We start from the raw sequence: 24,677 nt of genomic DNA on the forward strand, positions 1-24,677 counted from the left end.
GCGTGCTTGCCTCCCCCTTTTGTACTCTTTAACGAGTACGATAGCATAACACAATCGACACGATCAGTAACGACGTTGCCATTCTGCGTCGCTCATCAACTCCGGTTTATCGCCGAGGAAATAGCGATAGTACGCATCGTAAGCCAGCACGTTCTTCACATAACCCCGCGTTTCTGAGAACGGAATACTCTCGACAAACGCGACGGCATCAATGCGGCCAGCGCTATTGCCAAGCCAGGTGCGAACGCGCCCCGGGCCGGCGTTATAGGCCGCTGACGCAAAGATGCGGTTATTGCCAAATTGCTGATACACGTACTGCAAATAGCTGGTTCCGATGTTGATGTTGGTATCAGGATCCAATAGCTGGCTCGGACTGCTGTAACCTGGAATCGAGAACATTTTCACCGTATGCGTCGCCGTACCCGGCATAATCTGCATCAGCCCGCTTGCGCCAACCGGTGATTTCACTTTCGGGTTCCAGGCGCTTTCCTGACGCGCTATCGCCATCGCATAGCTTGGCTGAATATCCTTGCCGCTGGTGTAACGGGTAAAAAGATCTTTATAGGCCAATGGGAAGCGCTCTTCCAGATGATCCCACAGTTTTCCGGCGATCGTCGCCTGAACGCTTAGATCCCACCAGTGATTATTGAACGCGTAACGCGCCAACTGAGCCTGCTCGGACTTGGTACGGCTGGTGACCAGATTCGCCCATTCACTGCGCGCAGTATTATCCATGTTCCAGTACATTAGCTCGCGGACGCGTGCCATTTCCGGGCCCTGAGTCAGCGCAGAATCAACGTTCGCTGGTGCTTTATCCACTTTCAGCTCGTACTCTTCGCCCAGGCGCTGTGCCGCCACCATCGGATAGAAACCGCGCTGCTGCATGAGTTGGTGCAGGATCTCTTTGGCTTCCGCATCGCGTCCGCGCTCCAGCAGCAGATCCGCTTGCCAGTAGCGCCACTCATCTTTTTCTTTGGCTTCCATTGGCAGACGCGCCAGCCAGGTATTCAGGCCACGACGATCGCCGGTTCCCAGCGCCATGCGCACCCGGCGCTCCACAAGCGAGGTGGAGTTGGAGCGCATAATCGCATCATCACGCCATTTGGCCTGCTCGTCGGTAACGTCATTGCCCATCAGACGCCAAGCGACAATGTCGCGCAGCTCCTGGGTTTGCTCGTCATTAAGCTGTTGCGCCTGCACCAGGGAAGGGATCATCAGGCGGGCATTCTCCACATCCTGACGCGCCACGCTGGCAAAGGCGACCGCCGCCATCTGTCGGGTGAAATCCGTTGCGCCGGTGGTGCGAGCAAAGGTCATTACCGAATTCGGATCGTTGGCCAGCGCGATGATCGCTGAAGCAATGGTTTGGTATTGCGCGGGCATCTGTCCGGCCAACGCCGTGACCAGTCCGGTATTCCCGGCTTTCATCGCCAGACGAATACGCTCCAGATACGCCAGCGGATCCTGAGTGCCTGAGGCACGCCATACGCCGAATAATTTGTCACAGGCGTTCGGCTGACTTTTTCCGCTCAGCCACAGTTCTTTCGCCCCCTGCCAGGCTTCTTCAGTTTGTCCGGTACTCCATTTCGCGAAGTAATAGTTACATTGCGCTTCGGTGGTGCCCGGTTTTTCCGGACTGAACGCCAGCAGCCCACGCCAGTCTTCGCGGCGCGCCAGTTCATTCACGAAACGAGATTGCAGAGTACGCGCCGGGGGCAGCGTCGGGTTGGCGCGCACAAAATTGGTGACGGTAATGGTGGGCTGATTCATCAGATCGTCAGTGATCTGGCGATATTCCAGATAAGGATACAGAGGATAGTTCTTCAGGCCAGACATCATCTGCTCTACGACATCCATCTGTCGGTTATCCCAGGCCTGCTTAATTTGCGCATAGCGATTGCGCTGCTCATCCAGGGAATCCGCTCGCGCTACTTGACTGACCGTCAGCAGACATACGCTGGCAGCCAGCAGGCGCCAGGTAAATTGTTTGGCTTTGTCCACAAGCTCTTCCTCTTCTCATGTTGCGTCTGTGCAGCATCATGCCGCTTAATTCATTCATGCTAACCAGACATTGCAGAATGCGCCACGTCACGGACACTTTTTTACTTTTGTTGCGAGTGGGATCTGCTGGCTGGGATTGGACAATGAAAAAGGCTACACTTCGCCTTTGATAACTATTTACCAATAATTAGCCCTAAATAATTCAAGTTGCAGCAAGGCGGCGAGGAAGTGAATCCCCTGAGCGTACAAAAGTACGTGACTGGGGTGAACGACACAGCCAACGCATCTGCGGCTTGAAGTATGACGGGATAAACATAGAGGCGAGTCCAACGTGGCCCAATTCGTTTATACCATGCATCGTGTCGGCAAGGTCGTTCCGCCGAAACGTCATATTCTTAAAAACATCTCACTGAGCTTCTTCCCTGGCGCCAAAATCGGTGTTCTCGGTCTGAACGGCGCGGGTAAATCTACCCTGCTGCGCATCATGGCTGGCATTGATACCGAAATTGAAGGTGAAGCTCGCCCGCAGCCAGGCATTAAAATCGGTTACCTGCCGCAGGAACCAAAACTGAACCCGGAACATACCGTTCGTGAATCCGTGGAAGAAGCGGTTGCCGAAGTGGTTAACGCCCTGAAAGGTCTGGATGAAGTGTACGCCAAGTACGCCGAACCGGACGCCGACTTCGATAAGCTGGCCGCGCAACAGGGCAAGTTTGAAGAGATCATTCAGGCGCACGACGGTCATAACCTGAACGTGCAGCTTGAGCGTGCCGCTGACGCTCTGCGTCTGCCGGACTGGGATGCCAAAATTGAAAATCTTTCCGGTGGTGAACGCCGCCGCGTCGCGCTGTGCCGCCTGCTGCTGGAAAAACCAGACATGCTGCTGCTCGACGAACCGACTAACCACCTGGACGCCGAATCCGTCGCGTGGCTGGAACGCTTCCTGCACGACTTCGAAGGTACCGTAGTGGCAATTACCCACGACCGTTACTTCCTCGACAACGTTGCCGGCTGGATCCTGGAGCTGGACCGTGGTGAAGGTATTCCGTGGGAAGGTAACTACTCTTCCTGGCTGGAGCAGAAAGATCAGCGTCTGGCCCAGGAAGCCTCTCAGGAAGCGGCTCGCCGTAAATCCATTGAGAAAGAGCTGGAGTGGGTTCGTCAGGGCGCGAAAGGCCGTCAGTCTAAGGGCAAAGCCCGTCTGGCACGCTTTGAAGAACTGAACAACACTGAATACCAGAAACGTAACGAAACCAACGAACTGTTTATCCCACCTGGACCACGTCTGGGCGATAAAGTCGTTGAAGTCACTAATCTGCGTAAATCTTACGGCGATCGCGTGCTGATCGACGATCTGAGCTTCTCGGTACCGAAAGGCGCTATCGTCGGCATCATCGGTCCGAACGGCGCGGGTAAATCAACCCTGTTCCGTATGATGTCCGGTCAGGAACAGCCTGACAGCGGCACCATCACGCTGGGCGAAACCGTGAAGCTGGCCTCCGTTGACCAGTTCCGTGACGCAATGGATAACAGCAAAACCGTGTGGGAAGAAGTTTCCGGCGGGCTGGATATCATGAAGATCGGCAACACCGAAATGCCAAGCCGTGCCTATGTGGGCCGCTTTAACTTCAAAGGTGTGGATCAGGGTAAACGCGTCGGCGAGCTGTCCGGCGGTGAGCGTGGCCGTCTGCACCTGGCGAAGCTGCTGCAGGTTGGCGGCAACATGCTGCTGCTCGATGAACCAACCAACGACCTGGATATCGAAACCCTGCGCGCGCTGGAAAACGCCCTGCTGGAGTTCCCGGGTTGCGCGATGGTTATCTCGCACGACCGTTGGTTCCTTGACCGTATCGCGACCCACATCCTGGATTATCAGGATGAGGGTAAGGTTGAGTTCTTCGAAGGTAACTTTACCGAATACGAAGAGTACAAGAAACGCACGCTGGGCGCCGATGCGCTGGAGCCGAAGCGTATTAAGTACAAGCGTATTTCTAAGTAATTAGCGTTAAGTGCCGGATGGCGGCCTCATGCCACATCCGGCCTACGAGGTTAGTGCGACTTGTAGGCCGGATAAGCACAGCGCATCCGGCATTAAAACCTACCTCTGCTCGCCCATCAACTCTTTCACCAGCTCCACGCAGCGCAGGAAGCGGCCGTCGTAGTCAGGCTCATGAACGTGCACAAAATTGATATTGTTTTCCTGCAACATCTCGACCAGCAGCGTCTGAAACGCTTTTCTGTCAACCGAACTTCCAAGGCTGCGCAAGCCATCCGCTACCCACGGGGTGTTGTTTTCCAGCAGGATAACCAGGTCGAAGCGATACTCGTCAATCAGCGCTTGCACAAACGGGTGTTCACGCCCTTCATACTTTTTGCAGAAAGCCTGAGTAGTCACGAAATCGGTGTCGATGAACGCCACTTTATTGGCGTACTTAACAGCAAAATCAATGTATTGCGCTTGTCCCAGTGCGATTTTATCGTAATCAGAATACTGTAACGCCATCTCATCGCCGCCCAAATGGGAGAAGACGTAATCACGCCCATATTCCCACGCACTGGTGGTGTTAAAGATGTTGGCGAGCTTGTTCACCAGCGTCGATTTACCGCTCGACTCCCCGCCGAGGATCGCCACGGTGCGCACGAAAAATGGCTTCACTTCGGTCGGAATATACTCCCAGTAGCGAAACGGGTTTTCACGGATTTGCCCGCCGCTGATGCTCATAAACGTCCGCTTGGGATCCACCAGCACGGTTTCGATCCCCAGATGTTCGAGATACTGCGGGGCATCTGATTCTTCAGAGGTGTAAATCCAGTTTGGCTGGATCCCTTTCTCCTGCATAAACGTTTTGATCCCGTTGCTCCACACGTCCCAACCGTGTGGATACGGCTCCATGCCCTCTTCGTTGAAGGCATGAATACGGATATTTTTCTGATACTTAAAGGTTTGCAGCAGCCAGCGTAGACGATCGGGCACCGTAGGCTGTTGCGACATGGCACTGTCTTCAAACAGGCTGCGATCGCGCGTGTCGTCATAGCCCATGATGATATGCAGTTCATCAACCTGACTACAGGCGCGCTGGATAAGGTAGATATGGCCGGTATGCAGCGGATAAAACTTACCAAATACCACACCGATATTTTTCTGCTGGCGCGGAAACTCCAGTCCGAGAAAACGGTGCAACGCCTCCAGCTTTTGCGCGCTGGGGCTTTTAATTTTGGCATTCAGAAGCTGGCTTAGATATCCCTTGGTCATGCCACTGGCATCTGCCACCTGTTGCAGGGTACAACCCTTTTTCTTAATGGCGGTTTTCAGATAATCAAATGACACAAGAGCCTCCTGCTGGAAAAATCGCGTAACACTGCCTGATGGCGCATCGCTTATCAGGCCTACAAATTCAGTACGTACGGGTATTTGATTATAGGTCGTCAAACACGCTTAACGCATCCGCAAGCTTCTTAACGCCAAAGACCTGCATCCCTTCCGGTACTTTTTTCGGTACGTTAGCGGCAGGAACAATCGCCCGGCGAAAACCGTGTTTCGCCGCTTCCGAAATACGCTCCTGCCCGCTGGGTACCGGACGGATTTCGCCTGCCAACCCCACTTCGCCAAAGACCACTAAGTCCTGTGGCAGTGGCCTGTCGCGCAGGCTGGAGACCATTGCCAGCAGCAACGCCAGGTCGGCGCTGGTTTCGGTGACTTTTACGCCGCCGACTACGTTAACGAACACGTCCTGATCCGCCATCTGCAAGCCACCGTGACGATGCAGCACCGCCAGTAGAATCGCCAGACGGTTCTGTTCCAGACCGACCGCCACGCGACGCGGGTTCGCCATCATTGAGTGATCGACCAGCGCCTGAATCTCGACCAGCAGCGGGCGCGTGCCTTCCCAGACTACCATCACCGAACTACCGGAAGTGACTTCATCGCCACGGCTTAAGAAAATAGCAGAAGGGTTGCTAACTTCGCGCAGACCCTGTTCCGTCATGGCAAAGACGCCCAGCTCATTCACCGCGCCAAAGCGGTTTTTATGGCTACGCAGTGTACGGAAGCGGGAATCGGCGTCGCCGTCGAGCAACACCGAGCAGTCAATACAGTGCTCCAGTACCTTCGGCCCGGCCAGCGAGCCATCTTTGGTGACGTGGCCGACCATCACAATCGCCACGCCGCGCGTTTTAGCAAAGCGCGTCAGGTAAGCAGCGGTTTCACGCACCTGCGCCACGCTGCCCGGCGAAGACTGAATATCCGCCATGTGCATCACCTGAATGGAGTCGATCACCATCAGCTTCGGCTGTTCTTCTTCAGCAATCAGGCAAATTTGTTCGATACTGGTTTCCGACAGCATGTTCAGGTTCGCCGTCGGCAGGCCAAGCCGATGCGCGCGCATCGCCACCTGTTGCAGGGACTCTTCGCCGGTGACGTACAGGGTTTTCATCTGCTCGGCGAGCCTGCACAGCGTTTGTAGCAGCAGCGTTGATTTCCCCGCGCCGGGGTTACCGCCAATCAGTATGGCGCTGCCGGGCACCACACCACCGCCGAGCACGCGGTCAAACTCTTTAAATCCGGTAGAAAAACGCGGCAGTTCCTCAAGGCTGATGTCAGAGAGCTTCTGCACTTTTGCAACGCCCGCATTTCCGGCGTAGCCGCTGAGTCGCTCGTTGCGCGCCACCGTTGGCGATGCGGCAAGGCGCACCTCGGTAATGGTATTCCAGGCCTGACAGGCGCTGCATTGCCCCTGCCAGCGCGGGTAATCGGCCCCGCATTCATTACAAACAAAGGCGCGTTTAGGAGCTTTTGCCACGTTTTACCTCATTATTTCTGATTCATACTGCCAGAGAGAATGCAGAACACGCCCATCAGGTCAGCGTGACGGATAGTAATCTCCGTCTTTTCATTCACTTTGGGTTTCGCATGATACGCAATGCCCAGCCCGGCCGTTTTGATCATCGGCAGATCGTTGGCACCGTCGCCGATCGCCACCGTCTGCGCCATCGGGATCTCATATTCTTGCGCCAGGCGGGTCAGAGTACTGGCTTTGTACTGCGCATCGACGATATCGCCGATCACGTTGCCAGTAAATTTACCGTCCATGATCTCCAGCTCATTCGCCACAGCTGCCGTCAGGCGCAGCTTGTTACGCAGATAATCGGCAAAGAAAGTAAACCCGCCGGAAGCGATAGCCACTTTCCAGCCAAGCGTTTCCAGTTTTAACACCAGTTGAGTCAGGCCTGGCATTAGCGGCAATGTTTCGCGCACCTGGTGCAGAATATTGGCATCAGCGCCTTTCAGCGTCGCCACGCGGCTGCGCAGGCTGGCGGTAAAGTCCAGCTCGCCGCGCATTGCGCGTTCGGTGACTTCGGCAACCATCTCGCCGGTTCCGGCCAGTTTAGCAATTTCATCAATGCATTCGATCTGGATAGCCGTTGAATCCATGTCCATCACCAGCAAACCCGGCGTGCGCAGATGCGGAATTTTACCCAGCGGCGCAACATCCAGTTTGGCGTCATGCGCCAGTTTTGCCGCACGCGGCGTTAACGAGCCCGCCAGACGAATTACCTGATAATCCTCAACGCACCACGCCGCCACGATCACCATCGCCGCGCCCAGTTTACTCTGGTATTGCGTTAACCGTTGTTTATCCAGCCCACGACCGTACAGCAGCCAGCCACTGCGGCCCGCGTGGTAATCCAGCGGCATCACTTCATCACCGCTTAAAGAGAGGGGCAGACCTGGCCACAGAGAGACATCTTCAGGTAGATCGCACCAGGTAATGTTAGGCATTAAAGCTCCTGTAAAATCGTTCGGGTCGGAATCATCAGGGGAAAATAACGCATGAGGCTACCCTGTAACCAGCGCTTCTGGCAACATTAAGTCTCAAATTTTCAGCAGGTGGAATATGGCTCGCACAAAACTGAAATTCCGACTTCATCGTGCAGTGATTGTATTGTCCTGCCTTGCGCTGCTCGTCGCGCTGATGCAGGGGGCTTCCTGGTTTAGTCAAAGCCACCAGCAGCAGCGTAATCCGCAGCTCGAAGAGCTGGCCCGCACGCTAGCCCGTCAGGTCGCGCTGAACGTCGCCCCGCTGATGCGTACCGAAACGCCGGATGAAAAGCGTATTAAGGCGGTGCTCACGCAGTTGACGGAGAGTAGCCGTATTCTGGACGCAGGCGTGTACGACGAACAGGGAGACCTGATTACGCGCACCGGTGAGAGCGTCAATGTTCGTGACCGTCTGGCGCTCGACGGCAAAAAAGCCGGGGGCTATTTTAACCAGCAGATTGTCGAACCCATTCAGGGAAAAAATGGTCCGCTGGGCTATCTGCGCCTGACGCTGGATACCCACACTCTTGCTACTGAAGCCAAGCAGGTGGATAACACCACCAACATCTTACGCCTGATGCTGCTACTGTCACTAGCAATCGGTGTAGTGCTGACCCGCACCTTATTGCAAGGTAAGCGTACCCGCTGGCAGCAATCTCCTTTCCTTCTCACTGCCAACAAACCGGTGCAGGAAGAAGACAACGAGAAGATAGAGTAAAAGCTGTAAAAACTGTAAAACAGAAGGGAAATCAACCATGACAACACTACGCCTGCTTATCTCAGACTCTTACGATCCGTGGTTTAACCTCGCGGTCGAAGAGTGCATTTTTCGCCAGATGCCCGCCACGCAGCGCGTTCTGTTCTTGTGGCGTAACGCCGATACGGTGGTAATTGGCCGGGCGCAAAACCCGTGGAAAGAATGTAATACACGCCGCATGGAAGAAGACAACGTGCGGCTCGCCAGGCGCAGCAGCGGTGGCGGCGCGGTGTTCCATGACTTAGGCAATACCTGCTTTACCTTTATGGCTGGTAAACCGGAATACGACAAAACCATCTCCACCGCGATCGTCCTCAATGCGCTGAATTCGCTGGGCGTAGAAGCTGATGCCTCCGGGCGTAACGATTTGGTGGTGAAAACGCCGGACGGCGATCGCAAAGTTTCCGGCTCTGCTTATAGGGAAACGAAAGATCGCGGATTCCACCACGGCACGCTGCTGTTGAATGCCGATCTCAGCCGCCTGGCAAACTATCTCAATCCCGATAAAAAGAAACTTGCCGCCAAAGGCATCACTTCGGTTCGCTCGCGCGTAGCGAATTTGACCGAGCTGTTACCGGGCATCACTCATCAACAGGTCTGTCAGGCCATCACGGAAGCCTTTTTCGCCCACTACGGCGAACGCGTAGAAGCCGAGATCATCTCCCCAAACAAAGCGCCGGATCTGCCGAACTTCGCCGAAACATTTGCCCGCCAGAGCAGTTGGGAGTGGAATTTTGGCCAGGCGCCTGCTTTTTCACATTTACTGGACGAACGTTTCACATGGGGCGGCGTAGAGCTTCATTTTGACGTCGAAAAAGGCGTGATTACCCGCACCCAAGTCTACACCGATAGCCTCAATCCTGCGCCGCTGGAAGTACTGGCAGAACGACTACAGGGCTGCCAGTATCGCGCCGATATTTTACAGCAGACTTGTGAAGCGCTGCTTGCGGAGTATCCAGATCAGGAAAGCGAGTTGCGTGAGCTGGCTGCTTGGGTAGCAAAGGCCGTGCGCTAAGCGATTAGTGGCGAATTGCCGGATGGCGGCTACGCCTTATCCGGCCTACAAGACCGCTCCCGTAGGCCTGATAAGCGAAGCGCCATCAGGCATTAATAGCGGCATTCCCGTAGGCCCGGCCAGCGAAGCGCCTCCGGGCCACAACAAAACTTACTCTTTATCGCCCAGCAGAACGGATTCCAGTGCGATTTTGATCATGTCGTTGAAGGTCGTCTGACGCTCAGCGGCAGTGGTCTGCTCGTGGGTACGGATATGGTCGGATACGGTGCAGATGGTCAGCGCTTTCGCACCGAATTCCGCCGCCACGCCGTAGATACCCGCCGCTTCCATTTCCACGCCCAGCACGCCGTATTTTTCCATCACGTCGAACATTTCACCGTCCGGAGAGTAGAACAGGTCAGCGGAGAACAGGTTGCCAACGCGAGCGTCTACACCCAGCGCTTTTGCCGCATCAACTGCGTTACGCACCATGTCGAAGTCAGCGATAGCTGCAAAGTCATGATCTTTAAAACGGATACGGTTAACTTTGGAATCGGTGCAGGCACCCATACCGATCACCACGTCGCGCAGTTTGACGTCCATACGCACAGCGCCGCAGGAGCCAACGCGAATGATTTTCTTCACACCGAAGTCGGTGATCAGCTCTTTGGTGTAGATGGAGCAGGACGGGATACCCATACCGTGGCCCATCACGGAGATCTTACGGCCTTTGTAAGTCCCGGTGAAGCCTAACATGCCGCGAACGTTGTTCACTTCACGAACATCTTCGAGGAAAGTTTCAGCAATATGTTTTGCACGCAGCGGGTCGCCCGGCATCAATACGACGTCAGCGAAATCACCCATTTCTGCATTAATATGTGGAGTTGCCATCTTCAGTTCCTTTTATATTGTTGTTTTTGCCGGGTGGCGGCTGCGCCTTACCCGGCCTACAAAACCGTAGGCCCGGTAAGCGAAGCGCCACCGGGCAATTGCATCAGAGCATATTTTTACCGTAGTCCATCGGCGACGTACCAAAGTAGCTCGCCAGCGTCTGACCGATATCCGCGAAGGTTTCACGGTGACCTAAAGAACCAGGTTTCACTTTCGGGCCGTAAACCAGTACCGGAATGTGTTCACGGGTATGGTCAGTGCCGGTCCAGCTTGGGTCGCAGCCGTGGTCAGCGGTCAGGATCAGAATGTCATCTTCACCCACCAGCTCCATCAGCTCAGGCAGACGGCGGTCGAACAGTTCCAGGCCCGCAGCATAACCGGCGATATCGCGACGATGTCCCCAGGAAGAGTCGAAATCAACGAAGTTGGTGAAGACGATGGTCTTATCACCGGCTTCTTTCATCTCTTTGATGGTGGCGTCGAACAGCGCGTCCAGACCGGTGGCTTTCACTTTTTTGGTGATGCCGCAGTTAGCGTAGATATCCGCGATTTTACCGACGGAAACCACGTGACCGTCTTTCTCGTCGACCAGTTTCTGCAGCACGGTCGGTGCTGGCGGCTCAACGGCCAGGTCGTGGCGGTTACCGGTACGCTGGAAGTTACCGGCTTTATCACCGATAAACGGACGGGCGATAACACGACCGATGTTGTAACCACCTTCGGTCAGCTCTTCACGGGCGATTTCGCACAGCTCATAGAGCTTATCCAGGCCAAAAGTCTCTTCGTGGCAGGCAATCTGGAACACGGAGTCAGCGGAGGTATAGAAAATCGGCTTGCCGGTTTTCATATGCTCTTCACCCAGTTGATCCAGGATCACGGTACCGGAAGAGTGGCAGTTGCCGAGGTAGCCCGGCAGGTTGGCACGTTTTACCAGTTTATCCAGCAGTTCTTGCGGGAAGCTGTTTTCATGATCGGAGAAATATCCCCAGTCAAACAGAACCGGAACACCCGCGATTTCCCAGTGGCCAGACGGCGTGTCTTTCCCGGAAGATAGTTCATGCGCCCATGCGTAGGCACCAATCACTTCCGCGTTGCCGTCCATGCCAGCAGCAATTTTACCAGTAGAACCTTCGTGAGCTTTCACCAGGCCCAGACGGGTCAGGTTAGGCAGATTCAGTGGACCTTTGCGACCATTGTCAGCTTCACCTTTCGCACAGGCTTCTGCAATGTGTCCCATAGTGTCTGAACCTACGTCGCCAAAGCGATCCGCATCTTCAGTCGCACCAATACCAAAGGAGTCCAGCACCATAATAAATGCACGTTTCATCTTGTTCTCCATACATCTGCGCCGCAAAAAAGCGATCAGATCAGTATACAGTTATTCGGTAATACGACGATAGACTGTCGGTTTAATTTCTGGCGCTTTATCGTCAAGGCTAATTGCCGCTTTGACCGCTTTCGCCGCTTCCTGCCAGCTGGCTTCGTCTTTGGCGTGGATCACCGCCAGTGGACGCTGTCCGTCTACGCTGTCGCCCAGACGCGCCATATCGCTAAAGCCAACGCTGTAATCAATGGTGTCCGATGCCTGACGACGACCGCCACCCATGGAAACAACCGCCATTCCCAGCGCACGGGTATCCATCGCGCTGACAAAGCCTTCGGTATCAGCATATACCGCTTTGCTGAGCATTGCCGTCGGCAGGTACTTCGCATAATTTTCGACGAAATCGGTCGGGCCTTTTTGCGCCGCCACCATGCGACCAAAAATCTCTGCTGCTTTGCCGTTATCCAGCACCGTCTGCAATTTCGCACGGGCTTCGGCGTCATCTTTCGCCAGGTTGCCGGAGATCAGCATTTCCACGCACAGCGCCATGGTGACGTCTAACAGACGTGGATTGCGGTATTCACCGGTCAGGAACTGCACCGCTTCGCGGACTTCGACCGCGTTACCTGCGCTGGAGGCCAACACCTGGTTCATATCAGTTAACAGCGCGGTGGTACGTACACCCGCACCGTTTGCCACGCCGACAATCGCTTCAGCAAGGGCTTCAGAAAGCTCGTAGGTCGGCATAAAAGCACCGCTGCCCACTTTCACATCCATCACCAGCGCATCCAGCCCTTCCGCCAGTTTTTTCGCCAGAATGGAACCGGTAATCAGCGGGATGGAATCCACCGTCGCGGTAATATCGCGGGTGGCATAAAAACGTTTATCCGCCGGTGCGAGCGAGCTGGTTTGCCCAATAATCGCCACACCCACGTCTTTAATAATTTCACGGAAACGCGCGTCGTCCGGGAAGATGTCAAATCCAGGAATCGCTTCCAGTTTATCGAGCGTACCGCCGGTATGCCCCAGGCCACGCCCGGAGATCATCGGAATATAGCCGCCGCACGCAGCAACCATCGGGCCTAACATCAGTGACGTTACGTCACCTACACCGCCGGTAGAGTGTTTATCCACAATCGGGCCGTTCAACTGCAGGCTTTTCCAGTCCAGCACGGTTCCTGAATCACGCATTGCCATGGTCAGCGAAACACGCTCAGGCATTGTCATATCGTGGAAAAAAATGGTCATCGCCAGGGCGGCGATTTGCCCTTCAGAGATGGTATTGTCGCGAATGCCATTGATAAAAAAACGAATTTCTTCATCGCTCAGCGCATGACCATCACGTTTTTTACGAATAATTTCTTGTGCGAGAAACACGGTAACCCCCAGGGGAAAAGAGTAGAAGGCCGTTGTAAGCCGGGTAAGCAACGCGCCACCCGGCAGTCGTCTTAATGCCGGATGGCGGCTGCGCCTTATCCGGCCTACGGGCTTAGTAGCTGCTTGCGCTCTTGCCGTCGCCGTGACCCAGCGCTTTCAGCAAGCTAGCCAGCAGGCTGGATGCGCCAAAACGGTAGTGACGAGAATCAGCCCAGTCAGCGCCAAACAGTTCATCGGCAATCGCCAGGAACTGCTGTGCATCTTCTGCAGTACGCACGCCGCCAGCCGGTTTGAAACCTACAGTTTTAGAAACACCCATGTCGCGGATCACTTCCATCATGATGCGTGCGCTTTCCGGCGTCGCATTGACCGGCACTTTACCGGTAGACGTTTTGATGAAATCAGCACCGGCTTTGATGGAGATTTCAGACGCTTTGCGAATCAGTGCTTCTTCTTTCAGCTCACCGGTTTCGATGATCACTTTCAGCAGCACGTTTGCCGCCGCACACGCGTCTTTGCAAGCTTTAACCAGATCAAAACCAATCTGCTCGTTACCGGCGATCAGCGCACGGTACGGGAACACCACGTCAACTTCATCGGCACCGTAGGCGATCGCCGCGCGGGTTTCCGCCAGCGCAATCTCGATGTCGTCGTTGCCGTGCGGGAAGTTGGTGACGGTTGCAATGCGGATGTCCGGCGTACCCTGCTCTTTCAGAGTCTTACGCGCAATAGGGATGAAACGCGGATAGATACAGATTGCGGCAGTGTTGCCAACCGGGGTCTTCGCCTGATGACACAGCGCGATCACTTTTTCATTGGTGTCGTCGTCATTCAGGGTGGTCAGGTCCATCAGTTTCAGTGCACGCAGGCTGCTTGCTGTTAAATCGGTCATAACATTCTCCAACGGCATCGCCGTATAAAATTTCACCTTGCGAGTTTGTTAGTATTCTAACATCCGCTCGCTATTACACTTCGATATACATCACAGTTAATGAAAACCACATACAGATTTGCATTACTCTAATGAGATCTACTTCAAATAAATTACCTTTTCTAAAGGGATGCCGTGGCATCAGGCGCATCCGGATCAAAGGTTGTGGCGGCGTTGCTTTCTACAATGGCGTTACACCTTCGGGACAAAAAGGAATCAACGATGCCCACTTCAAGCGAACTCGCGCTGCAACAGCGTTGCCAACAAATCGTGACCAGCCCGGTGCTCAGCCCTGAGCAGAAACGCCACTTTCTGGCGCTGGAAGCTGAAAACGCGCTGCCTTATCCGCAACTACCTGCACAGGCACGTCAGGCGCTGGATGATGGGGTAATCTGCGATATGTACGAAGGTCATGCCCCGTTCAAACCGCGCTACGTTTTACCCGATTACGCGCGTTTTCTGGCCAATGGTTCATCGTGGCTGGAGCTGGAAGGCGCCAGCGATCTTGATGATGCGTTATCCTTACTCACCATCCTGTACCACCACGTTCCGTCAGTGACGTCGATGCCGGTTTATCTCGGCCAGCTCGATGCGCTGCTGCAACCGTATGTTAGAATTCTAACACAAGAAGAGATCGATATTCGAATAAAACGTTTCTGGCGTTATCTCGACAGAACCCTGCCAGACGCGTTTATGCATGCCAATATCGGCCCCGCCGATACTCCAGTTACCCGTGCAATTTTACGCGCAGATGCAGAGTTAAAGCAGGTTTCACCTAATCTGACATTCATTTATGACCCGCAAATCACACCTGACGATCTGCTGCTCAGCGTGGCGAAAAATATCTGCGAGTGCAGTAAGCCACATATTTCCAATGGCCCTGAAAATGATAAAATTTTCACAAAAGGTCAGTATGGCGTCGTCAGCTGTTACAACTCTTTGCCGCTCGCCGGGGGTGGTAGCACGCTGGTCAGGCTTAATCTGAAAGCCATCGCAGAGCGCAGCGCCTCTGTCGATGACTTCTTTACGCGCACTCTACCGCACTATTGCCAACAGCAAATCGCCATCATTGATTCACGATGTGAATTCCTCTATGAAAAATCACATTTCTTTGAGAATAGCTTCCTCGTGCAGGAAGGGTTGATTGATCCCGAACGTTTTGTGCCTATGTTCGGCATGTATGGCCTGGCGGAGGCGGTGAATCTACTGTGCGATAAGGCGGGACAAAATGCGCGCTACGGAAAAGATGAGTTCGCCAATCAGCTTGGCTATCGCATCAGCGCCCAATTGGCGGAGTTTGTCGAAAGCACCCCGGTGAAATATGGCTGGAAGCAGCGCGCGATGCTGCATGCACAGTCGGGGATCAGTTCTGACATCGGCACCACACCGGGTGCACGCCTGCCTTACGGCGATGAACCAGACCCGATCACTCATCTGCAAACCGTCGCGCCACATCACGCGTTTTATCACGCCGGGATCAGCGACATTCTCACGCTGGATGAAACCATCAAGCGCAATCCTCAGGCGCTGGTGCAGCTGTGCCTCGGCGCATTTAAAGCCGGGATGCGTGAGTTTACCGCCAACGTGAGCGGCAACGATCTGGTTCGCGTTACGGGTTACATGGTGCGTCTGTCGGATCTGGAAAAATATCGCGCCGAAGGTTCTCGCACCAACACCACCTGGCTTGGCGAAGAAGCCGCGCGTAATACGCGCATTCTGGAACGACAACCTCGCGTGATTAGCCATGAACAGCAGATGCGCTTCGGTAAGTAAGATTATCCCTTTCTCCTGCGTCGACGGGCCGGGCAGTCGCCTGGCTCTGTTTCTGCAGGGATGTAATCTGCGCTGTAAAAATTGCCACAATCCGTGGACGATGGGACGCTGCAACGACTGCGGGGAGTGTGTGCTGCATTGCCCGCATGAGGCGCTGAGCCTGAGCGCGGGTAAAGTGTGGTGGCAGTCCGATTTGTGTCAGCAGTGTGACACCTGCCTTCATATGTGCCCCCAGCAGGCCACGCCGATGGCGCAGACCATGAGCGTTGATGAGGTGCTGCAGCATATTCGCAAGGCAGCACTGTTTATTGAGGGAATTACGGTCAGCGGCGGCGAAGCGACAACCCAGCTACCGTTTATTGTGGCGCTGTTTCGTGCGATCAAAACCGATCCGCAACTGCAACACTTGACCTGTATGGTCGACAGCAATGGCATGCTGAGCGAAACCGGCTGGCAGAAGCTGCTGCCGGTGTGCGACGGCGTAATGCTGGATTTAAAAGCCTGGGACAGCACATGTCATCGTCAGTTGACCGGTCGCGATAACACGCTGATTAAACAAAGCATTACCTTTCTGTCCGGGCAAGGGAAACTTGCGGAACTGCGCCTGCTGGTTATCCCTGGTCAGGTGGATTATCTACAGCATATTGATGCGCTGGCGGCGTTTATCAGAGGTTCAGGTGACGTGCCGGTACGGCTGAATGCCTTTCATGCACACGGGGTGTATGGCGAAGCGAAGGACTGGCCGAGCGCCACGCCGGAGGATGTGGAACACCTGGCGCAAAGAATGCGCGAACGTGGGGTGGATAATTTGATTTTCCCGGCGCTGTACCTGTGATGGCCGGATGCGATGCAATAGCGCCGCATCCGGAATTCAAAAATCAAACAACGCCGTGGTATTACGATACAGCGCGTCAGCGATCACGTCCGCAGGTTCCGGGCGCAGTTCACATAAGACGTCAAAGACTCTGACTACCTGCTCCGGGCGATTAGGCTGCCCCTGAAAGCCGTTGAGCGGCATATCCGGCGCGTCGGTTTCCAGCAACAGCGACTCGAGCGGCAGCTGCGCCATTACTTCGCGGGTTTTACTGGCGCGCGGATAGGTAATGGTGCCGCCCACGCCAATTTTGTATCCCAGTTGTACAAAGCGTTCGGCCTGCTGCACGCTCCCGGAAAACCCATGCACCACGCCTGTTCGTGGCAAAGCATGGCGTTTAAGGCACATCGCCAGCTTGTCATGCGTGCGTCGCGAATGCAGGATCACCGGCAGTTCGTACCGCTTCGCCAGCTTAAGTTGCGCTTCCAGCACCCGCTCTTGCTTGTCGAATTGCGGATCGTCGCGATACAGATCCAATCCAATCTCACCTACCGCCACCAGCTTTTGTGGGCGCTTATCCAGCACCTGTTGCAACTGGTCCAGGCAGTCATCACTATGTTGTTCAATAACAATGGGATGTAGGCCAAGCGCGGCAAATAATGGAGGATAATTTTCCGCTAACGCCAGTACACGGGAAAAATTCGCCGCCTGGGTGGCCGGAACGATAATGCTCTGTACACCAACCTCCGCCGCGCGCTGAATGCTGGCAGGTTCATCGCCGGTAAACGGCGGGAAATCAAAGTGACAGTGCGTATCGATAAAACGATAACTCACGCCAAATCCTCATTATTAAACGTTGTATCGTTGGCCTGAGGCGCATTGGCCACCACCGGCGCGTGGGCATCGTTGGCCACCGGCGCGGGAGGAACCACCACCGGTCCCGGCACCACAATCTTCGGCGTCTGACGAGGCAGCGGCACGTTTTTCCCCAGCAGTTTGCCGACGGTAGCGAGGAAGTAACGACCGCACAGGCGTCCGGTTTTGTAATCTTCCCGCAAGGCCGGAATACGGCTTCCCAACGCCATGCTGTGGAGCGGTTTGGGCGGGTAGATCTCAAAGATACGCAGCTTGCCCGGCGGTTTCTCAATAAAGCTCTGAATCGCGCGATAGGTGGCTTCATGGTGCTGCACCAGATTCAACAGTGGTTGCAGGCTGCTTTCACCCAGCCAGCGTTCCATACGCTTGAACCACTGCGGGGTGTAGTACATTTGCGAAGGCACAGTGCGGATAACCACCAGCGTTTTCGCCCCCTGCTTCGCCGCTTCCTGCACGGGAATGGCATCGCTGACGCCCCCATCCAGGTAATTCACGCCGTCCAGCGCAACCCCTGTGCGGTAGAACCCGGGAATCGCGCTGGAGGCACGAATAAGATCAAGCCAGTTTTGCCGGTTCGGCGAAAAATAGCCCGGCGTGTAGTCATCACCCCGACAGGCGCACATATAAAACGCTTTCCCCGCGGCAAACAAGCGCTCAGCGTTGTCCATCGCCAGCGGCATTTGGGACGAGGTCGAATCCACCAGCCAGTCGAGATCGATTAAGTTTCCCCCGCGCACAAAGCGCACCGGGTCAAAAAACTCACGTCGGGTAGTGTAACGCATGATGACTTTACGACCGTAACCGGGCTGGTTACAGAGATAAGCTGAAAGGTTTTGCGCACCAGCGGACGTCCCGTAGAAGAGATCAAAGGGATTGAACTGCGCGCGCATGAATTCATCCAGTACGCCTGCGGTGAAGATGCCTCTTTGTCCCCCGCCCTCGCACACCAGCGCCATACTGCCTGGTTGAAACGGACGTAACGATAACGGCGCGATATTACCGAGCGTGACGGGTATTCTCTGCCCCACCTCTGCCTTCCTGTTGTTTTTGTAATAGGACAACAAAGTAACGCAAATTGCCTGCAGCTAAAACCGTAAAAGCCAGTCCGCTGGACTGGCTCAGTAGCAAGTTATCTTTACGGTTTACGTACTAGGGTCGTTTACGCCCGGTGAACAGGCTGACCAGAAACAGAATGATACCCACCACAAAAACAATTTTCGCTGCGCCTGCAGCGGTACCCGCCAGTCCACCAAAACCCAGTGCAGCGGCAATTAACGCGATAACCAGAAATATGATGCCCCATCGAAACATATGCTTCTCCTTTACCATAGTTAATTTCACCGCTTGATATGAGCGCTCAGGCTACCCATCGGCGATATTTTCAGTGTGGTGCACAATACGCCTCCCGACAAACGTCAGGAGGGCGAATTAAGTCTAATTAGTGAGTTTTGAGATCGTTTTTAACGCTTTTCACGCCATCAATCGCTTTGGCGATGCTCTCAGCGCGATCGCTTTGAGCTTGTGAATCGACAGAGCCTGAAAGTTGCACAACGCCATCGGTGGTCTCAACTTTCACCTTGCGTGAAGGGACAATATCATCGGCCAGCAGCTTGGCTTTTACTTCACTGGTGATTGCCGTATCGCCCGCATAGCCTTTAACGGAGGTTTCTTTACTATCACGCACGTGCAGTTTGTCGCTAACGGAGGTCACACCCTCAACGCCTTTCGCCACTTTCACCGCTTCTTCAGCCTGCGCCTGGCTTTCAACAAAGCCGCTTAGCGTTACTACTTTCTGATCGGTCTTGACGGAAATATCGGTGCTCTTAATGCTATCGTGGTCCACCAGCGCGGCTTTTACTTTCGCGGTGATGGTGCTGTCATCCATGAAATTACCGACTTTGTTCATAGAGCTATCGACTTTCTGCCCCGCACTTTCGACGCCGGATTGCGCTTTATCCGTCGTGGCGTTTTCTGCATAAGCAGAACCCGTTGCAACAGCGGAGGTCAGCATCACGGCCAGCAGCGTTTTAGAAATCTTAAGTCCTGTCATTGTCATCGATGTATTCCTGTATGTTTTGCTAAAAGCCAGGCTCTGCCGTTACACGGCCTGAACCAGCAACTAATTTTGTAAGTGGAATAAATATCAGCAATAGAAGCTGCAACAGGCAGCCTAAAAAGCATTTAACGCCGATATTTATGTCATCACATTGTTAAATATAGTTCAGGATTTCGTGATCGCTGCCCAATTTGACTAAAAAACAGGCAAACAAAAGAAAAACGCGAAGTTTTAAGAACATTCCGCAAGGGATTTAAAAGACAGGGAAAGTTGCAGGGCACGGCGGATACCGTGCCCTGGAAGGTCGATTAGTGTTCGCGTGTTTTACGGAACTGAACGTCCGGATAACGTTCCTGGGTGAGATTCAGGTTAACCATGGTTGGCGCGATATAGGTGAGGTTATCGCCGCCATCCAGCGCCAGCTGAATTTCGTTCTTACGCTTAAATTCTTCGAATTTCTTCACGTCAGAACATTCTACCCAGCGTGCAGTCGCCACGTTGACGGATTCATAAATCGCTTCAACGTTGTACTCGCTCTTCAGACGTGAAACCACCACGTCAAACTGCAGCACACCCACCGCACCGACGATCAGATCGTTGTTGGCGATCGGACGGAATACCTGCACGGCACCCTCTTCTGACAGCTGAACCAGCCCTTTCAGCAGCTGTTTCTGCTTCAATGGATCCTTCAGGCGAATACGACGGAACAGCTCCGGCGCGAAGTTCGGAATACCGGTGAACTTCATCATTTCGCCCTGGGTAAAGGTATCGCCGATCTGGATAGTGCCGTGGTTATGCAGGCCGAGAATATCGCCCGGATACGCTTCTTCCACATGAGAACGGTCACCGGCCATAAAGGTGAGTGCGTCGGAGATCACCACGTCTTTACCAATGCGCACCTGGCGCATTTTCATGCCTTTCTCATACTTGCCGGATACCACACGCATGAACGCCACACGGTCACGGTGTTTCGGGTCCATGTTGGCCTGAATTTTAAACACGAAACCGGTGAACTTCTCTTCTGAGGCTTCGACGACGCGGGTGTCGGTTTTACGCGGCATCGGCGCAGGCGCCCACTCCACTAAGCCATCCAGCATATGGTCAACGCCGAAGTTACCCAACGCGGTACCGAAGAAGACCGGGGTGATTTCGCCCGCAAGGAACAACTCATGGTCGAACTCGTTGGACGCGCCCTGCACCAGCTCCAGCTCGTCACGCAACTGCTGCGCCAGGTCTTCACCCACGGCAGCATCAAGTTCCGGGTTGTTAAGACCTTTAACAACACGCACTTCCTGAATGGTGTGGCCTTTACCGGTCTGATACAGGTAAGTTTCATCTTTATAAAGGTGATAGACACCTTTGAACAACTTACCGCAGCCAATCGGCCAGGTGATCGGCGCACAGCCGATTTTCAGTTCGTTCTCAACTTCATCCAGCAGCTCCATCGGATCGCGGATGTCACGGTCGAGTTTGTTCATAAAGGTCAGGATCGGCGTATCGCGCAGACGGGTAACTTCCATCAGCTTACGGGTACGATCTTCAACGCCTTTTGCAGCATCGATAACCATCAGACAGCAGTCCACCGCCGTCAGAGTACGATAGGTATCTTCGGAGAAGTCTTCGTGCCCCGGGGTGTCCAGCAGGTTCACCAGGCAGTCATGATACGGAAACTGCATCACAGAGGTGGTAATGGAGATACCACGTTGCTTTTCCATTTCCATCCAGTCAGATTTTGCATGCTGGCTGGAGCCACGGCCTTTTACCGTACCGGCGGTCTGAATGGCCTGTCCGAATAACAGTACCTTTTCAGTAATTGTCGTTTTACCGGCATCCGGGTGAGAAATAATGGCAAAAGTGCGGCGTTTGGCCACCTCTTGCAAATAAGGAGACAACGTCATAGTCAAATCTTCTTAGGTAAGCACGGCAACGGGCCGGGCAAGTTGAATACGAAAAATTGCGGCTATTTTACCCATCAACGGGGGGGAGGCAATCAGTGTTTACACAGGAGCTGCTCCAGTTCGCTTAATGACGCTACGGTCCAGGTCGGCTGAATGCCCGCTGGCTGCTCGCGGTGGTGCGTATTTAGCCAGCAGGTGGATAGCCCGGCGTTAATGCCGCCAAGAATATCGGACTCTGCGGTGTCACCCACCATTAGCACGCGAGAACGGTCAGGATTGCCCGCCTGCTCCAGCGCATGGTCAAAAATACGGGAATCAGGTTTTGCCACCCCAACCTGCTCAGAAATCACCAGCAGATCGAAATAATCGCGCAGCCCCGTCCGCTCAAGGCGGATTTGCTGCAACGCGGTAAAGCCGTTAGTAATGATGCCGATTTTCGCTTTATCACGAATCGCATTGAGCAGAGAAACCGCCCCCGGCAACGGCGAGCAGATCTCCGCCATCGCATTGATGAATGCATCATTAAGCTGGCCCGGTTCAACCTTCAGGCGTTCGGCCCAGCTCTGAAAACGGGCATGCTGCAGTTGTAATGAGGTAATCGCGCCGTTTTGGTAATCCACCCACAGCGGTTTATTCACGGCCTGGTAGTCCTGAAAATCTTCAGCGGTAAAGGTAATGCTATAGTCGAGAAACATCCGCTGTAAGCCGGTAAACGAGTCAAATGTAAACAGCGTTTCGTCGGCATCAAAGAAAATCCAGTCCCACTTCTTCATCATTACACCTTGTCTTACATGCTGATTGGCAACGCCATGATGATGGCGTCTTCGTGGCCATCAGCCGTTGGATAGTAATTGCGACGGATCGTCGCCTCGTTAAAGCCTAAGCTTTCGTACAGCGCGATAGCGGCCGCATTCGAAGCGCGCACTTCAAGCCACAGCGTCAAAATGCCACGCTTTTCCAGCTCATCGATCAAATGCTCCAACAGCTCACGCCCCAGCCCACGGCGCTGAAAGTCAGGATCGACGGCAATATTGAACAGCGTAGCTTCATCCAGCACGACCTGCGTAATCGCAAAAGCCGCCATCACGTCATCAACCCTCAACTGAAAATTGAGATAGCGATCGCCCTGGTTGCTGGCAAATGTTTTTTCACTCCACGGAAAAGCGTGGGCGCGTTTTTCAATATGAAATGCTGCGGGTAAATCAGTCGGTTCGAGGGAAGAAATCGTGTTCATATGCGCAGATTTGTTGCCATAACGCGGCGCGTGCCGCTGGGTTTTCCCGTAATTCATTAAACGCAGGACTCTCGACCTGAGCGCCCTCCAGCAGCAGCGGCTCTTCGGTTCCCAGCCGCCAGCTATTACAGCGACTGCCTTGCGGCAGCATGGCGACACGGTCAGGCGTCAGTTGTAAAACCTGATCCGGGCTGACGGTTAATGCGCGTAAAATATCGCTCATCAATGGTTCGGTTAGCGCGGGTAACTGTGCAGCAACCATCACCAAACGGACATGCGCAGGAATGGAAATCGCGATCTCGCCCTGCAGTGCGCCAGGACGACGCAACGACCACTGCGTAATGCCCAGTTGCTGTAACTGCCAGTCTCGTCGGGATGTCATAGCGAAACACTCCTGTCTATCAGGGGCGCAAATATAGCAAATTTGTCGAATCCGTGCCATCAAACAACTATAATCCCCCGCTGTACAATTTAAGGAGCATTCCATGTCTGCTTTTACCCCGGCAAGTGAAGTCTTGCTGCGCCACAGTGATGATTTCGAACAAAGCCGTATTCTGTTTGCCGGTGATTTGCAGGATGACCTGCCTGCCCATTTTGAAAGCGCCGCCAGTCGAGCGCACACTCAGCAACTTCACCACTGGCAGGTGCTTAACCGCCAGATGGGCGACAACGTCCGCTTCAGCCTCATCGCGCAGGCCGATGACGTTGCCGATAGCGATACGCTGATCTACTACTGGCCGAAGAATAAGCCGGAAGCCCAGTTCCAGTTGATGAACATTCTGTCGCTGTTACCGGTTGGCACCGATATTTTTGTTGTCGGTGAGAATCGCAGCGGCGTACGTAGCGCAGAGCAGATGCTGGCCGAATACGCACCGTTAAACAAAGTCGACAGCGCACGTCGCTGTGGCCTGTACCACGGTCGTCTGGAAAAACAGCCAGTCTTTGATGCAGAAAAATACTGGGATGAATACCAGACAGAAAATCTGACCATCAAAACGCTGCCGGGCGTCTTCAGCCGTGACGGCCTGGATGTTGGCAGCCAACTGCTGCTCTCCACGCTGACGCCGCACACCAAAGGCAAAGTGCTGGATGTCGGCTGTGGCGCAGGCGTTCTCTCCGTCGCCTTGGCCAGCCACTCGCCGAAAGTGCGCTTAACCCTGTGCGATGTTAGCGCCGCCGCCGTTGAAGCCAGCCGCGCAACGCTTGCAGCCAATGGCATTGAAGGTGACGTCATCGCCAGTAACGTCTTTTCTGACGTAACGGGCCGATTCGATATGATCATCTCCAACCCACCGTTCCACGACGGAATGCAGACCAGCCTTGATGCCGCGCAAACGCTGATTCGCGGCGCCGTGCGTCATCTGAACAGTGGCGGTGAACTGCGTATCGTGGCAAACGCCTTCCTGCCTTATCCGAAGGTTCTGGATGAAGTGTTTGGCTTCCACGAAGTTATCGCGCAGACCGGGCGCTTCAAGGTCTATCGCACCATCATGACGCGCCAGGCGAAAAAAGCCTAACCGCTGTAGGCCAGATAAGGCGTTTACGCCGCCATCTGGCGTGACACCGAGCAACGCCGGATGGCGCTATCGCTTATCCGGCCTGCATAAAACGCCAAAGCCGAAGAAACGCCTTTTTTTTCGGCAATCACGTTAAGTTCGATAATTAACAGTTGACGCCCTGCATAAAATCTCTAGAATTCGCCTCCGTGGTAACGATACTTTTTGAGTGTCGATGGTATGCGAAGGTGGCGGAATTGGTAGACGCGCTAGCTTCAGGTGTTAGTGTCCTTTCGGACGTGGGGGTTCAAGTCCCCCCCCTCGCACCATAATCCACGTTGATATTGCTCGCACTGGGCGAAGGTGGCGGAATTGGTAGACGCGCTAGCTTCAGGTGTTAGTGTCCTTAGGATGTGGGGGTTCGAGTCCCCCCCCTC

General features: G+C 54.3%; 22 protein-coding genes and 2 tRNA genes. 8 read left to right on the forward strand and 16 right to left on the reverse strand.

What is annotated here, in order from left to right; translation table 11 throughout:
* Positions 1-63: 63 nt before the first annotated feature.
* Positions 64-2,001 carry a murein transglycosylase gene (gene sltY, locus OGV98_RS20465; protein ID WP_196614818.1) on the reverse strand — a complete coding sequence of 646 codons (1,938 nt, stop codon included), beginning with the start codon at positions 1,999-2,001 and terminating at the stop codon, positions 64-66.
* Between the two features lie 331 nt (positions 2,002-2,332).
* Here sltY and ettA point away from each other — a divergent pair, with 331 nt between their 5' ends.
* Positions 2,333-4,000 carry an energy-dependent translational throttle protein EttA gene (gene ettA / locus OGV98_RS20470; RefSeq protein ID WP_003845630.1) on the forward strand — a complete coding sequence of 556 codons (1,668 nt, stop codon included), beginning with the start codon at positions 2,333-2,335 and terminating at the stop codon, positions 3,998-4,000.
* A 99-nt stretch (positions 4,001-4,099) separates the two neighbouring features.
* Here ettA and nadR read toward each other — a convergent pair whose 3' ends face one another.
* The 3 genes from nadR to serB form a co-directional block, all read right to left on the reverse strand.
* Complete coding sequence (gene nadR, locus OGV98_RS20475) at positions 4,100-5,329, reverse strand: multifunctional transcriptional regulator/nicotinamide-nucleotide adenylyltransferase/ribosylnicotinamide kinase NadR (protein ID WP_121540737.1); 1,230 nt, start codon at positions 5,327-5,329, stop codon at positions 4,100-4,102.
* A gap of 88 nt (positions 5,330-5,417) precedes the next feature.
* Positions 5,418-6,800, reverse strand: a complete 1,383-nt coding sequence (gene radA / locus OGV98_RS20480; RefSeq protein WP_001728171.1) for a DNA repair protein RadA — start codon at positions 6,798-6,800, stop codon at positions 5,418-5,420.
* A gap of 11 nt (positions 6,801-6,811) precedes the next feature.
* The gene (gene serB / locus OGV98_RS20485; protein WP_003019027.1) at positions 6,812-7,780 is read right to left on the reverse strand and encodes a phosphoserine phosphatase; all 969 of its coding nucleotides are present in this window, start codon (positions 7,778-7,780) and stop codon (positions 6,812-6,814) included.
* A 115-nt stretch (positions 7,781-7,895) separates the two neighbouring features.
* Here serB and OGV98_RS20490 point away from each other — a divergent pair, with 115 nt between their 5' ends.
* Both OGV98_RS20490 and lplA read left to right on the forward strand, forming a co-directional pair.
* Entirely contained in the window at positions 7,896-8,537 is a 642-nt protein-coding gene (locus OGV98_RS20490; RefSeq protein WP_003019032.1) for a YtjB family periplasmic protein, read from the forward strand.
* Positions 8,538-8,574: 37 nt separating this feature from the next.
* Positions 8,575-9,591, forward strand: coding sequence for a lipoate--protein ligase (gene lplA / locus OGV98_RS20495; RefSeq protein WP_044699053.1), 1,017 nt, complete (start codon positions 8,575-8,577; stop codon positions 9,589-9,591).
* Positions 9,592-9,741: 150 nt separating this feature from the next.
* Here lplA and deoD read toward each other — a convergent pair whose 3' ends face one another.
* The 4 genes from deoD to deoC form a co-directional block, all read right to left on the reverse strand.
* Complete coding sequence (gene deoD / locus OGV98_RS20500) at positions 9,742-10,461, reverse strand: purine-nucleoside phosphorylase (RefSeq protein WP_000224864.1); 720 nt, start codon at positions 10,459-10,461, stop codon at positions 9,742-9,744.
* 103 nt (positions 10,462-10,564) lie between these two features.
* Entirely contained in the window at positions 10,565-11,788 is a 1,224-nt protein-coding gene (gene deoB / locus OGV98_RS20505) for a phosphopentomutase (RefSeq protein WP_003019037.1), read from the reverse strand.
* 51 nt (positions 11,789-11,839) lie between these two features.
* Positions 11,840-13,162, reverse strand: a complete 1,323-nt coding sequence (gene deoA, locus OGV98_RS20510) for a thymidine phosphorylase (RefSeq protein WP_202580793.1) — start codon at positions 13,160-13,162, stop codon at positions 11,840-11,842.
* A gap of 112 nt (positions 13,163-13,274) precedes the next feature.
* Positions 13,275-14,054 carry a deoxyribose-phosphate aldolase gene (gene deoC, locus OGV98_RS20515; protein WP_003019042.1) on the reverse strand — a complete coding sequence of 260 codons (780 nt, stop codon included), beginning with the start codon at positions 14,052-14,054 and terminating at the stop codon, positions 13,275-13,277.
* Positions 14,055-14,315: 261 nt separating this feature from the next.
* Between deoC and OGV98_RS20520 the strand changes: the two genes are divergently transcribed.
* Both OGV98_RS20520 and OGV98_RS20525 read left to right on the forward strand, forming a co-directional pair.
* Entirely contained in the window at positions 14,316-15,866 is a 1,551-nt protein-coding gene (locus tag OGV98_RS20520) for a YjjI family glycine radical enzyme (protein WP_032937480.1), read from the forward strand.
* Positions 15,838-16,701: a YjjW family glycine radical enzyme activase gene (locus tag OGV98_RS20525; RefSeq protein ID WP_138828170.1), complete on the forward strand. Its 864-nt coding sequence runs from the start codon at positions 15,838-15,840 to the stop codon at positions 16,699-16,701. Before OGV98_RS20520 ends, OGV98_RS20525 begins: the two co-directional genes overlap by 29 nt.
* Before the next feature lie 36 nt (positions 16,702-16,737).
* Here OGV98_RS20525 and OGV98_RS20530 read toward each other — a convergent pair whose 3' ends face one another.
* The 8 genes from OGV98_RS20530 to holD form a co-directional block, all read right to left on the reverse strand.
* Positions 16,738-17,514: a metal-dependent hydrolase gene (locus OGV98_RS20530; protein ID WP_138828169.1), complete on the reverse strand. Its 777-nt coding sequence runs from the start codon at positions 17,512-17,514 to the stop codon at positions 16,738-16,740.
* On the reverse strand, positions 17,511-18,584 hold the full coding sequence (locus OGV98_RS20535; RefSeq protein ID WP_003019052.1) for a patatin-like phospholipase family protein: 1,074 nt from the start codon (positions 18,582-18,584) through the stop codon (positions 17,511-17,513). Before OGV98_RS20535 ends, OGV98_RS20530 begins: the two co-directional genes overlap by 4 nt.
* A gap of 121 nt (positions 18,585-18,705) precedes the next feature.
* Positions 18,706-18,867 carry a DUF1328 domain-containing protein gene (locus OGV98_RS20540; protein ID WP_003019081.1) on the reverse strand — a complete coding sequence of 54 codons (162 nt, stop codon included), beginning with the start codon at positions 18,865-18,867 and terminating at the stop codon, positions 18,706-18,708.
* A 127-nt stretch (positions 18,868-18,994) separates the two neighbouring features.
* Complete coding sequence (gene osmY, locus OGV98_RS20545) at positions 18,995-19,612, reverse strand: molecular chaperone OsmY (protein WP_003837258.1); 618 nt, start codon at positions 19,610-19,612, stop codon at positions 18,995-18,997.
* 308 nt (positions 19,613-19,920) lie between these two features.
* Positions 19,921-21,510, reverse strand: a complete 1,590-nt coding sequence (prfC, locus tag OGV98_RS20550) for a peptide chain release factor 3 (RefSeq protein ID WP_003829982.1) — start codon at positions 21,508-21,510, stop codon at positions 19,921-19,923.
* Positions 21,511-21,602: 92 nt separating this feature from the next.
* Positions 21,603-22,283 carry a pyrimidine 5'-nucleotidase gene (gene yjjG, locus OGV98_RS20555; RefSeq protein ID WP_003019088.1) on the reverse strand — a complete coding sequence of 227 codons (681 nt, stop codon included), beginning with the start codon at positions 22,281-22,283 and terminating at the stop codon, positions 21,603-21,605.
* 14 nt (positions 22,284-22,297) lie between these two features.
* Positions 22,298-22,744, reverse strand: coding sequence for a ribosomal protein S18-alanine N-acetyltransferase (gene rimI, locus OGV98_RS20560; RefSeq protein ID WP_003019092.1), 447 nt, complete (start codon positions 22,742-22,744; stop codon positions 22,298-22,300).
* Positions 22,713-23,126, reverse strand: coding sequence for a DNA polymerase III subunit psi (gene holD / locus OGV98_RS20565; RefSeq protein ID WP_003837254.1), 414 nt, complete (start codon positions 23,124-23,126; stop codon positions 22,713-22,715). Before holD ends, rimI begins: the two co-directional genes overlap by 32 nt.
* A gap of 103 nt (positions 23,127-23,229) precedes the next feature.
* Here holD and rsmC point away from each other — a divergent pair, with 103 nt between their 5' ends.
* From rsmC to OGV98_RS20580, 3 genes are all read left to right on the forward strand, one after another.
* Positions 23,230-24,261, forward strand: a complete 1,032-nt coding sequence (gene rsmC / locus OGV98_RS20570; protein ID WP_003837251.1) for a 16S rRNA (guanine(1207)-N(2))-methyltransferase RsmC — start codon at positions 23,230-23,232, stop codon at positions 24,259-24,261.
* A gap of 221 nt (positions 24,262-24,482) precedes the next feature.
* A tRNA-Leu gene (locus OGV98_RS20575) sits at positions 24,483-24,569 on the forward strand.
* Between the two features lie 28 nt (positions 24,570-24,597).
* Positions 24,598-24,677 (forward strand) — tRNA-Leu (locus OGV98_RS20580).

Origin of the sequence: Citrobacter sp. Cf136, assembly GCF_030333815.1 — a bacterium.
GTDB classification, from domain to species: Bacteria; Pseudomonadota; Gammaproteobacteria; order Enterobacterales; family Enterobacteriaceae; genus Citrobacter; species Citrobacter freundii.